The 10,521-nt window shown below is 68.5% G+C and carries 12 protein-coding genes; 4 read left to right on the forward strand and 8 right to left on the reverse strand.

Translation table 11 applies throughout. From position 1 onward, the window contains the following. Positions 1-93: 93 nt before the first annotated feature. The 4 genes from C8P66_RS06330 to C8P66_RS06345 form a co-directional block, all read right to left on the reverse strand. Entirely contained in the window at positions 94-846 is a 753-nt protein-coding gene (locus C8P66_RS06330) for an SDR family oxidoreductase (RefSeq protein WP_111397306.1), read from the reverse strand. After that, positions 847-2,271 (reverse strand): mannose-1-phosphate guanylyltransferase/mannose-6-phosphate isomerase, encoded by a 1,425-nt coding sequence (locus C8P66_RS06335; protein ID WP_111397352.1) that lies wholly within the window; start codon positions 2,269-2,271, stop codon positions 847-849. 111 nt (positions 2,272-2,382) lie between these two features. Next, positions 2,383-3,885, reverse strand: coding sequence for a tripartite tricarboxylate transporter permease (locus C8P66_RS06340; RefSeq protein ID WP_111397307.1), 1,503 nt, complete (start codon positions 3,883-3,885; stop codon positions 2,383-2,385). Between the two features lie 17 nt (positions 3,886-3,902). Further along, positions 3,903-4,346: a tripartite tricarboxylate transporter TctB family protein gene (locus tag C8P66_RS06345; protein WP_111397308.1), complete on the reverse strand. Its 444-nt coding sequence runs from the start codon at positions 4,344-4,346 to the stop codon at positions 3,903-3,905. Positions 4,347-4,865: 519 nt separating this feature from the next. Between C8P66_RS06345 and C8P66_RS06350 the strand changes: the two genes are divergently transcribed. Then, on the forward strand, positions 4,866-6,056 hold the full coding sequence (locus C8P66_RS06350; RefSeq protein ID WP_111397310.1) for a M20 metallopeptidase family protein: 1,191 nt from the start codon (positions 4,866-4,868) through the stop codon (positions 6,054-6,056). Beyond that, the gene (locus tag C8P66_RS06355; RefSeq protein WP_111397311.1) at positions 6,053-7,051 is read left to right on the forward strand and encodes a ketopantoate reductase family protein; all 999 of its coding nucleotides are present in this window, start codon (positions 6,053-6,055) and stop codon (positions 7,049-7,051) included. The genes C8P66_RS06350 and C8P66_RS06355 overlap by 4 nt, the downstream gene beginning before the upstream one ends. Here C8P66_RS06355 and C8P66_RS06360 read toward each other — a convergent pair. Beyond that, positions 7,021-7,974: a hypothetical protein gene (locus C8P66_RS06360; RefSeq protein WP_111397312.1), complete on the reverse strand. Its 954-nt coding sequence runs from the start codon at positions 7,972-7,974 to the stop codon at positions 7,021-7,023. The two genes, C8P66_RS06355 and C8P66_RS06360, sit on opposite strands and share 31 nt — an antisense overlap. A gap of 68 nt (positions 7,975-8,042) precedes the next feature. Between C8P66_RS06360 and C8P66_RS06365 the strand changes: the two genes are divergently transcribed. Further along, positions 8,043-8,600 (forward strand): cytochrome b, encoded by a 558-nt coding sequence (locus C8P66_RS06365; protein WP_158537119.1) that lies wholly within the window; start codon positions 8,043-8,045, stop codon positions 8,598-8,600. A 2-nt stretch (positions 8,601-8,602) separates the two neighbouring features. On the opposite strand, the gene C8P66_RS06370 is transcribed toward C8P66_RS06365, so the two are convergent. Together C8P66_RS06370 and C8P66_RS06375 are read right to left on the reverse strand one after the other, a co-directional pair. Beyond that, positions 8,603-9,046: a hypothetical protein gene (locus C8P66_RS06370; protein ID WP_111397315.1), complete on the reverse strand. Its 444-nt coding sequence runs from the start codon at positions 9,044-9,046 to the stop codon at positions 8,603-8,605. A 96-nt stretch (positions 9,047-9,142) separates the two neighbouring features. Continuing rightward, on the reverse strand, positions 9,143-9,379 hold the full coding sequence (locus C8P66_RS06375; protein WP_211314045.1) for a hypothetical protein: 237 nt from the start codon (positions 9,377-9,379) through the stop codon (positions 9,143-9,145). 88 nt (positions 9,380-9,467) lie between these two features. Here C8P66_RS06375 and C8P66_RS06380 point away from each other — a divergent pair, with 88 nt between their 5' ends. Further along, a complete protein-coding gene (locus C8P66_RS06380) occupies positions 9,468-9,800 on the forward strand; it encodes a DUF1491 family protein (RefSeq protein WP_111397316.1) in 333 nt (110 codons plus the stop codon). 4 nt (positions 9,801-9,804) lie between these two features. Here C8P66_RS06380 and upp read toward each other — a convergent pair whose 3' ends face one another. After that, positions 9,805-10,446, reverse strand: a complete 642-nt coding sequence (upp, locus tag C8P66_RS06385) for a uracil phosphoribosyltransferase (RefSeq protein WP_111397318.1) — start codon at positions 10,444-10,446, stop codon at positions 9,805-9,807. Positions 10,447-10,521 lie beyond the last annotated feature (75 nt).

Raw genomic sequence — 10,521 nt, forward strand, 5'->3', positions numbered from 1 at the left:
CGCACGCCACTCCTTCAGAGGCGTTCTCAATATCGGCATGCGATCATGGCAATGCGAGGGCGGTTCTGTAACCGCCGATCACGAAGCCGGGGCTCAGTGACTGTAACGCCGGGCCCCGCCATCGACATGGATGACCTGACCGGTGATGTAGCGGGCCAGCGGACTTGCCAGGAAGGCGACGAGCACGGCGAGGTCGCGCGGTTCCCCGATATACCCGGCCGGGACTTCGCGCTTGGCCCAATCCTGCCGGGCTTCCTCGCTGGGCAGGATGCGGGTGTCGATCTGCTCGCTGCGGATACGGCCGGGCGGGATGGAATTGACCGTGATCCCATCGCGGCCCAGCACGCGGGAGAGCGCCTTGGCCCAGATATGCACCGCCCCGTTCGGCGCATTGGCGGCGTTGATGCCGAGCGGCTCATCCTGCCCGGTGATGTTCACGATCCGGCCGAACTGCGCCGCCTGCATGGCGGGGACCAGCGCATGGGCGATGCGGCGCCCGGCCTCGAAGTTCAGCAGCATGGCCTCGGCCCAGATCGCATCGCTGCCGAGATCCGCCTGGGGGCGCGAGCCGCCGGCATTGTTCACCAGTATGTCACAGCGCCCGAAGCGCCCGAGCACCTGGTCGCGGATGCGGTCGGCGGCGCCATCGGTGGTGATGTCCTCCACCACCAGCAGCGGTTCGGCCGAGGCCGGCAGCCCCGCCGCCACCTGTTCCAGCAGCGGCCGGCGGCGCGCGAGCAGGGCCAGCCTACAGCCCTCCGCCGCCAGCACCGCCGCGATCACCGGCCCCAACCCCGCCGAGGCGCCGGTGACCAAGGCCACCCGCCCCGCGAGTTGCAGGTCCATTCAGGCGCGCCCGTAGGTGTCTTCGAAACGCACGATGTCATCCTCGCCGAGATAGGTGCCGGACTGCACCTCGATCAGCGTCAGCGGGATCATGCCGGGGTTTTCCAGCCGGTGGACGCAGCCGAGCGGCAGGTACACGCTCTCATTCTCCCGCAGCAGGATGCGTTCGGCATCCCGCTCCACGATGGCGGTGCCGTTGACCACGACCCAATGCTCGGCGCGGTGGAAATGTTTCTGGAGGGAGAGCTTCTCGCCCGGGCGCACGCCGATCTTCTTCACCTGGAAGCGGTCGCCCTGGATCAGCCCCTCGTAATGGCCCCAGGGGCGGTACATGCGGCGGTGCTCGGTCGCCTGCTTCACGCCGCGGGCCTTCAGCCGCTCCACGATCTTCTTCACATCCTGGGCGCGGTCGCGATGGACGGCCAGCACGGCATCATCCGTCACCACCAGCACCACATCCTCCAGCCCGACGACGCCGGTCAGGATACCCTCGCTGCGGACATAGCAGCGCTTGGCGTCCACCAGCTCGGTGGGGCCGACGGTGGCATTGCCGTCCGCATCCTTGGGCGCGATCTCCCACAGGGAGGCCCAGGAGCCGACGTCGGACCAGCCGAGGCTGGCCGGGACCACGGCGGCGCGGTCGGTCTTCTCCATCACCGCATAGTCGATGGAAAGGTTCTCGGCCGAGGCGAAGGCGGCCTCGTCCAGCCGCACGAAATCCAGGTCGCGCTTGGCGCCGGCCATGGCGGCGCGCACCGCCTCCAGCATCGGGCCGGCGTGGCGGGCCAACTCGGCGAGCAGGGTCGCGGCGGAGGCGACGAACATGCCGCTGTTCCACAGATGCCCGCCCTCGGCGACGAAGCGCGCCGCGGTCTCGGCATCCGGCTTCTCGACGAAGCTCTTGATGGCGCGGACGCCGGGCGCATCGGGCAGTTCCTCGCCGACCTCGATGTAGCCGAAGCCGGTTTCGGGCGCGGTGGGCGTCATGCCGAAGGTGACGATGCGGCCGTTGCGCGCGGCGCCGGCGGCCTTGGCCAAGGCGGCATGCAGGGCGGGCAGGTCGGCGATGGCCGCATCCGCCGCCATCAGCCAGAGCACGGCATCCGGATCGGTCTCATGCGCCAGGATCGCCGCGGCGGCGATGGCGGGGCCGGAGTTGCGGGCGACCGGCTCCAGCAGGATGCGCGTGCCGGGCACCTCCCGCAGTTGCTCGGCGACCAGGAAGCGGTGCGCCTGGTTGGAGACGATGACCGGCGGGGCGAATCCCTCCCCCCGGGCGCGGGCAACCGTCTCCTGCAGCATGGTTTGGGTGGAGGTGAGCGGCCAAAATTGCTTGGGATAGGCTTCGCGGGACAGCGGCCATAGCCGCGACCCGGTGCCGCCGCACAACACCACCGGAACAATCTTCCCGACCCAATCCGCCATCACCCAATGCTCCTGAAACTCGGGCGGACCATAAGGGGCGGCGACCAAAAGAAAAGCCGCCCTGGTGGTCAAACCAGGGCGGCTTCCATCAAGCGGTGGCGAGCGGAAGGATTACTCCGACAGCGCCTTGTCCTTGCCCTTGCGGATATTCGGCAGGAGCATGGCGGCCAAAGCAAGGGCCGCAATGGCCAGCATGGTCGCGCTGATCGGGCGTTCGAAGAAGACGCTCGGATCGCCGCGCGACAGCAGCATGGCGCGGCGCAGATGCTCCTCCATCATCGGCCCGAGCACGAAGCCGATCAGAAGGGGGGCACCCTCCAGCTTCAATTTCGAGCACATGTAACCGATGAAACCGAATGCCACGGTCAGGTAAACGTCGAACACGTTGTTGTTCAGCGAATACACACCGATCAGGCAGAAGATCAGGATCGAGGGGTACAGGAAGCGGTAGGGCACCTGCAGCAGCTTCACCCACATGCCGATCATCGGCAGGTTGATGACGAGCAGCATCGCATTGCCGATCCACATCGAGGCGATCAGGCCCCAGAACAGGTCCGGCTGGCTTTCGACCATGCGCGGGCCCGGCTGGATGCCCTGGATGATCAACGCGCCGACCATCAGCGCCATGACGGCGTTGGCCGGAATGCCGAGCGTCAGCAGCGGGATGAAGGAGGTCTGCGAAGCGGCGTTGTTGGCCGATTCGGGACCCGCCACGCCTTCGATGGCGCCCGTGCCGAACTCATGACGGTAGCGGCTCATCTTCCGCTCCATCATGTAGGAGGCGAAGGAGGCCAGTGCCGCACCACCGCCCGGCAGGATGCCGAGTATCGAACCCACCGCGGTGCCACGCAGCACCGAGGGGATCGCCCGCTTCCATTCCGCCTTGGTCAGCCAGAGCTGGCCGACCTTGCTGCTCAGCACGCTGCGGGCTTCAGGCTTCTCGAGGTTCAGGATGATCTCGGAGATGCCGAACATGCCCATGGCGATGGCGACGAAGCCAATGCCATCCGACAGTTCCGGCACGCCGAAGGTGAAGCGCTGCTGGCCGGTCTGCACATCCGTGCCGACCAGGCCGAGGCCGACGCCGACCACCACCATGCCGACCGACTTCACGACCGAGCCCTGGGCGAGCACGGCCGAGATGATCAGGCCGAGGAACATCAGCGAGAAGTAGTCCGCCGGCCCGAAGGACAGCGCGATTTCGGTCAGCAGTGGGCCGGAGGCCGCGACGAGGACGGTCGCGACCGAGCCTGCGAAGAAGGACCCGATCGCCGCGATGGCCAGCGCAGCACCGGCGCGGCCGTTGCGGGCCATCTTGTAGCCTTCGAGCGTGGTGACGACCGAACTGACCTCACCTGGAAGGTTCAGCAGGATGGCCGTCGTCGAGCCGCCGTACTGCGCGCCGTAGTAGATGCCGGCGAGCATGATGATGGCCGTGGTCGCCGGCTGGCCGAAGGTGATCGGCAGCAGCAGCGAAATCGTCGCGACCGGGCCGATGCCCGGCAGCACGCCGATCGCGGTGCCGATCAGCGCGCCGAGCAAGGCGAAGAGCAGGTTATTGAGCGTCAGCGCGACGCCGAAGCCGTGCGCGAGGTTGGATAGCAGCAGTTCCATTTATTTCTTCCCCGGGCTCAGAACTGCGGCCAGATCGGCACGCGGATGTCGAGTTCGTAGATGAAGACCCACCAGCAGATCGCCATCAGCGCCACGGCGCAGCCCACCACACCCAATGGTTTGTGTGTCCTGTCCGCGAGGGCTGCGACACCCACCGTCGCACCAATGGTGATGAACAGCCCCGCCTGCTCCAGCAGCAGCCCGAACACGACCATCGAGATCAGGATGAGGATCAGTTCGCGGAACGCCCAGCTTTCCAGCGGATCCGGGCCGCTGAACATCGACAGGCCGAGCACGATCACCCCGATGACGAGCAGGATCACGAAGGTCAGCATCGGCATGTAGCCGGGGCCCATGCGCCGTGCCGTGCCCAGGTTGTGCTCCTGGTTCAGCCACAGGCCGACCAGGGCCAGCAGGATTAGGATGCACGCCGATACGGCATCCTTCGCGTTGATCTTCATCAGTCTTCCTCTCCCGCCCTGTCGCTAAAGGGCAACTTTGAACTCATGACGTGGCACGGTTGCGCGAAAGAGTTGCGTTTATCAACCATGTGCCCGGCGTGGACGGCGCCGGAAATCCGTTTCTGCCAATCCCAAGCTGACGCCTACCTGACGTTTCCGGGCCTGCCCCTGTCCGATGGGTGTCTGGCACTTAATCGGAGCAGGCTGTGGTGTGGGTCCGCCCGCCCGGCGGGCAGGCCGGACACCCGGCGCCAAGGTCTGGTGGAAGCTGGGAAAAGACCGTCCCGGAGGAGGGTGGGAACAGCGGCTGCGCTGAGCGTTTCGCGCCCCTCGTCACCGGCTGGAATTCTCCGCCGGAGCAGCTTTCCGGACACGCTCCCTCCTGCAAGACTGAACATGCGGAGCCCCATGACACGCAGACCGTTGCGCGACAAGCGGGCTGTCTTGCCATGAAGACATGTTCACCTATCTTGCGGCGCAACATAACATCGCGCCTCACGCCGATCCGAAGGTTCCCCCATGCTGAAAACTGACGCCGGCATCAATGATCCCGGCCGTGCGATCGCCGAGGCGACGGCGCGGATCGAGCCCGCGCTGATCGAAATCCGGCGCGATATCCATACACACCCGGAACTTGCCTTTGAGGAAACCCGCACCGCCGGGATCGTCGCGGCCGAACTCACCCGCCTCGGCATCCCGCATCGCACCGGGGTCGGCGGCACCGGCGTGCTCGGCACCATCGAGGGCGGCCGCCCCGGCCCCACCCTGGCGATCCGCGCCGATATGGATGCGTTGCCGATTCATGAAGAAACCGGGCTCGGTTTCGCCAGCGCCGTGGCAGGGAAAATGCATGCATGCGGGCATGACATCCACACCTCCACCCTGCTCGGCGTCGCCGCGGTGCTGAAGGAACTCGCGCCCCGCCTCGCCGGGCGCATCGTGCTGGTGTTCCAGCCGGCCGAGGAGGTGCTGGACGGCGCCGAGGCGATGATCGCCGATGGCGCCGCCGAGGGCATCGACATGGCGCTCGGCTTCCACAACCACCCGGACATGGCGGTCGGCAGCTTCGGCTATGTGCGCGGGGCCTGCCTCGCGGCCTCGGACCGCTTCGATCTGGTGATCCAGGGCAAATCCGGCCATGCCGCGCATCCCTATGACGCGGTGGACCCGATCGTTGCCGCCGCGCACTACATCTCCCAGGCGCAGACGGTGATCAGCCGCGAGGTGAAGCCGCTGCACCCCGCCGTCATCACCATCGGCATGGTCTCGGGTGGGACCACCTACAACATCATCCCCGAGCGGGTGGCGCTGAAGGGCACCGTCCGCACCCTGAACCCCGAGGCGCGCGACCTGGCCGAGGCGGCGCTGCGGCGCCTGGCCGCCGGGTTGGAAACCGCGATGCGGGTGCGCTGCACCATGGATTACGTGCGGAAGGTGCCGCCGCTGGTGAATGCCGACAGCGTGCTGGAGCCGGTGCTGCGCGCCGTCGCCGCGCAATGCGATGTCGCGCCCATCGAAGGCCAGCCCTCGATGGGTGCGGAGGATTTCTCCGCCTTCGCCTCCCGCGTGCCGGCCTTCCAGCTTCGGATCGGCTCCGGCGCGCCGGGGCGCGAGGACCGGCTGCACAATGCCTTCTATGCGCCCGACGAGCGCTGCATCGGGCTTGGGGTTCAGGCGCTGTCGCGCGCCGCTATGGAGTTGCTGGCATGAAGATCTGTGTTTTCGGCGCGGGGGCCATTGGTGGCCATGTCGCGGGGCGTCTTGCGAAGGGCGGGGCCGATGTCTCGCTGGTGCTGCGGGGGGCCAACCTCGCGGCCATCCGCGAGCGGGGGCTTGAGGTCCGCGCCGGCGACGGCGTCCACCACAGCCGCCCCAAGGCGAGCGCCGACCCGGCCGAGCTTGGCGTGCAGGATGCGGTGATCGTGACGGTGAAGGCCCCGGCGCTGCCCTCGGTCGCGGCCAGCATCGCCCCGCTGATCGGGCCGAACACCGCGGTCGCCTTCGTGATGAACGGCATCCCCTGGTGGTATTTCGACAAGCATGGCGGCCCGATGGACGGCAAGCGCCTGCCGCAGGTCGATCCCGGCAACGCGCTGCGCGACGCCGTGGGCGTCGAGCGCACCATCGGCGGCGTGGTCTATTCCGCCTGCACCGTGATCGAGCCCGGCATCGTCAATGTCGCGAGCCCGACCAACCGGGTGATCCTGGGCGAGCTGGATGGCAGCATCAGCCCCCGCGCCCAGGCGATCGCGGCGTTGCTGGAGGCCGGTGGCATGGGCTGCCCGGTCTCCGACGACATCCGCAAGGAGGTCTGGGGCAAGTTGATGGGCAATCTCAGCGGCGGGCCGCTCTGCCTGCTGTCGCGGCGGACCATCGCCGAGACGCTGTCCGACCCGGTGGTGCTGGCCGCCGCGATCCGCATGACGGATGAGGGCGGGGCCATCGCCGCCGCCCTCGGCCGTGATGTCGGCATGGGGGGGGCGGATCGGGTGGGGCGCAGCCTCAAGACCTTCCACAAGCCCTCCATCCTGCAGGATCTGGAGCTGGGCCGGCCGATGGAGGTCGAGGCGCTGTTCCGCCTGCCGCTGGAACTCGGCCGCATGGCCGGGGTGCCGACGCCGACGCTGGACCTCGCGATCGCGCTGGCGACCCATGCCGCCATCGCCGCGGGGCTCTACACCCCGCTGGAGGGCAAGGCGGTCTGACCCAGGACCCAGCCCTCCCACTGGCGCACCCAGGGGTCGTCCGGCACGAAATCCGGGCGCACCCCATCCAGCACGGCGATCAGCCCCAATAGGCCGATGAGGCTGTCGAAGCGGTCCTCGCCGGCCGGGTCGCTGCCGAAGCCGGTGGCGATGGCCGTGGCCAGCGCCATGTCCGGCATCACGCCCAGCCGCGCCATCGCCGCCCGCAGCGGCGGAGCCAGGGCCAGGCGCGGCGCCTGGGCGCGCTTGCTGCCGGCCAGGCGCAGCCCGAGGTGGCGCAGCGCCTCGGCTGGGTAGACCTCGGCCAGTGCCACCTGCCCTGGCGCCAGCAGCGCGTGCAGATCGCCATCGAAGGGCCAGAGCCGCAGCGGCGCACCGGCCGCCAGCGCCGGCGCCAGCCAGTCGCGCCAGGCGGCGATGGCGGCCTTGCCCGATTGATTGGCCCCCAGCGTCCAGAACACCGGCGCGCCGGCCGGGCGCTCGGCGGTGGCGCGGTCGCAGAGCCGCGACAGCCCGCTCGCATCCCCCATCCCCAGCGCCAGCGCGTGGGACAGCCGGGTCATGCCCTTCACCGGCCGCGCCGGGTAGAAGGGGTTTTGGCGCGTGATGGTGTCGAGCCCGGGGTTCACCAGGAAGAAGCCCGGCCGTTCCACCAGCCCGGTCAGGAAGGCGCGGAACCCCGCCTCCGGGCAGTCGCGGGCAAAGGCGCGCGGGAGGCCGAGCGGGAGGCCGAGCGGGAGGCCGAGCGGGAGGTCGAGCCCGAGCGCCACCGCCTCGCCCTCCGCCAGCAGCCGCGCGACCAGGGCGGCGGGATCGCCCACCGGCATGGCGGCCCCGGCGCGCCAGCCCTGGGCGCCACGGCGGGCAAGGGTCACCCAGCGCTTGCCGGGGGCGATGCTCCAATCGGCGTGGGCTGCGATCATGCGGGATGGTTGCGGGTGAGGGGGGCCTTCCGCCTATGCTTGGCGGGCAAGGGGCAAAGGAGCGGCGCATGCAGCCGGTGGCCGAGTATTCCAGCGTCGCGAAATGGTTCCATTGGATCACCGCCGGGCTGTTGGGCATCGCCCTCATCTTCGGCTTCCTGCTGGGCGCCGTGGGCGACCAGTTGAAGGATGAGGCGGAGGCGACAAAATACGGGATCTACACGATCCATGAATCCGCGGGGCTGACCCTGTTCGTCGTCGCGGTGGCGCGGCTGCTGTGGCGCTGGCGCCATCCGGCCCCGCCTTTGCCCGAGACCATCCCGGCAGCGCTGCGGCTGGCGTCGGCGGTGGTGCATTACGCGCTCTACGCGGGGCTGATCCTGCAGCCCATCCTCGGCTTTGTCGCGACCAACGCCTGGGGCTTCCCGATGGCGGGGGCCACGGCCTACCTCGGCTTCATCGACCTGCCGAAATTCATGGCGGCGAATGTGCCGCTGGCCGAGGTGCTGGGCAAGGCCCATGCACTCCTCGGCTGGGCGCTGGCGGTGCTGGTGGTGCTGCATGTCGGCGCGGTGATCTTCCACCAGGCGATCCGCCGCGACGGCATGCTGCTCCGTATGGTCTGACCCTATTCGCTGGTCTTGGCCGCTGTCACCGCCGTCTGCAACTGCTCCTCGGTGAAGGGGCAGGTGCCGAAGCCGATCTCCATGGAAATGATCGCCTGCATCAACGCGATATAGACCGCGTCATTATAGACAAGCTTCTCGGTGGCGCCCTTGCCCGTCTTGGTCGCCACGTATTTGATGTAGACTGCGGTATTGTTTTCGCTGGAGGGGGCATAGAGGGTCAGGATATCGGTGATGCTGAAGATCGTCTTCGACTTCATCTTGATGTCCATCGCCAGGGCGCGCAGCCCCTTCTCCATTGAGATGAAGGTGACTGGCCCGCTCTTGTCCTTGACCACGACCTTCCCGGAATAGGGGATGGAATGCACCATCAGATTGCCGGGGTTTTTGCGCTTGTAACCGATGGTATTCAGGTAGCGTGTATCGGTCGTGGTGTTGACTGACATGACGGCCCGCTTTTGATTGCCAGGCCGCAACGCTATGCCGTTGTGCCGATCAGTGGAAGAGCCGCGCAAAACCTTCGAAAGGCGGGCCGCGGCCCGTCAGATCGGCTTCTGCACCCGTTCCATCAGGCGGCCGAGGAAGCCCGGCTTCTTCGGCGGCGCGGCGGGTGCCGGGGCGGCGGTGGCCTTGGCCTCGGCGGCCCGGTCGGCCTGCTTGGCGGCGAGCCATTTTTCCAGGCTCACCCCCGCCTTCTGGGCGCGCTTGGTCTCATAGGCGCGCTGCGCCGCCGTCATCGTGGTGGCGGCCGGTGCGACGGGTGTCTTGGTCTTGCTCATGATGGTCCCCAGGGCCCAAAGGCCTTTCGCCATTTCGCAAGGCTGGGCCATATGGGCAAGGGGCGATCCGCCTGTCAGGGTCCGGCCGATGGAACCGAAGATCAAAGCAAGCCTCTGGGTGCAGATGGCCGTTCGCATGTCCGACATCGCCGGCCGCCCGGCCATGGTGCTGCGCAAGGGTGACCTCGACAGCGGCGGCATCCTCGCGCTGCTGCGGGGGCGGGAGGGTCAGGTGGCGTTGAGCCAGGTGCGCGATGCCGAGGGCCGCCCGGCCTGGCTGCGCGCGACCGGCCCCGCCCCGGTCGATGAGGAGACGATCACCGCCTATGTCGATCGCGCGGTGAAGCGCGACCCGGATCTCTGGGTGGTGGAATTCGAGGCGCCGGATCTGGTGCCGCCCTTCGAGGCACGGCTGCTCTGACGGATCACTCCGTCCCGAAGCAACGGTCCCCGGCGTCGCCCAGGCCCGGCATGATGAAGCCCTGAGCATTCAGCCCGCGGTCCAGTGCCGCGGCCCAGACCGGCACATCGGGGTGTGCCGCTGCCATGGTCGCCACACCCTCCGGTGCCGCCACCACCACCAGCAGGCGGATGCTGGTGATCCCCGCCTGCTTCAGCCGCGTGCAGGCGGCCGCCGCGCTGCCCCCGGTCGCGAGCATCGGGTCGAGCAGGATCACCCCCCGCTCCGCCGCATCCGGCGGCAGCCGCAGCATGTATTCCATCGGCTGCAAGGTGTGCTCGTTCCGCGCCATGCCGATATGGCCGATGGGGGCGGCGGGCATGATCCGCTGCGCGCCCTCCAGCAGCCCCAGCCCCGCGCGCAGGATCGCGACCAGCGCCGGTTCGGCGACCGCCAGGACCGGGTGCTGGATCGTCTCCAGCGGCGTCGTCACCGCCCGGCTGGTGGCGGGCAGGTCGGCGGTGGCGGCGACGGTCAGGATCGCGCCGATCTCCGCCAGCAGGCGGCGGAAGGCGGCGGGCGGGGTGGTGGCATCCCGCAGCTCGGCCATGCGGTGGTCCAGCAGCGCATGGCGCGGCACGGTGAAACTTGTAACTCCTCCACTCATCGCCGCGCCTCCTGGCTAAGGTTGCGCGTCGGTAGCTGGGAGAGGGTCGCCGCGAGACGCTTGGGGGTCATTCCC

Origin of the sequence: Humitalea rosea (genome assembly GCF_003253705.1) — a bacterium.
Classification (GTDB): Bacteria; Pseudomonadota; Alphaproteobacteria; order Acetobacterales; family Acetobacteraceae; genus Humitalea; species Humitalea rosea.

Bases quoted from the DNA above. Each gene is read 5' to 3' on its own strand.
- C8P66_RS06330 (WP_111397306.1), bottom strand. From the start codon at position 846: ATGGACCTGCAACTCGCGGGGCGGGTGGCCTTGGTCACCGGCGCCTCG.
- C8P66_RS06335 (WP_111397352.1), bottom strand. From the start codon at position 2,271: ATGGCGGATTGGGTCGGGAAGATTGTTCCGGTGGTGTTGTGCGGCGGC.
- C8P66_RS06340 (WP_111397307.1), bottom strand. From the start codon at position 3,885: ATGGAACTGCTGCTATCCAACCTCGCGCACGGCTTCGGCGTCGCGCTG.
- C8P66_RS06345 (WP_111397308.1), bottom strand. From the start codon at position 4,346: ATGAAGATCAACGCGAAGGATGCCGTATCGGCGTGCATCCTAATCCTG.
- C8P66_RS06350 (WP_111397310.1), top strand. From the start codon at position 4,866: ATGCTGAAAACTGACGCCGGCATCAATGATCCCGGCCGTGCGATCGCC.
- C8P66_RS06355 (WP_111397311.1), top strand. From the start codon at position 6,053: ATGAAGATCTGTGTTTTCGGCGCGGGGGCCATTGGTGGCCATGTCGCG.
- C8P66_RS06360 (WP_111397312.1), bottom strand. From the start codon at position 7,974: ATGATCGCAGCCCACGCCGATTGGAGCATCGCCCCCGGCAAGCGCTGG.
- C8P66_RS06365 (WP_158537119.1), top strand. From the start codon at position 8,043: ATGCAGCCGGTGGCCGAGTATTCCAGCGTCGCGAAATGGTTCCATTGG.
- C8P66_RS06370 (WP_111397315.1), bottom strand. From the start codon at position 9,046: ATGTCAGTCAACACCACGACCGATACACGCTACCTGAATACCATCGGT.
- C8P66_RS06375 (WP_211314045.1), bottom strand. From the start codon at position 9,379: ATGAGCAAGACCAAGACACCCGTCGCACCGGCCGCCACCACGATGACG.
- C8P66_RS06380 (WP_111397316.1), top strand. From the start codon at position 9,468: ATGGAACCGAAGATCAAAGCAAGCCTCTGGGTGCAGATGGCCGTTCGC.
- upp (WP_111397318.1), bottom strand. From the start codon at position 10,446: ATGAGTGGAGGAGTTACAAGTTTCACCGTGCCGCGCCATGCGCTGCTG.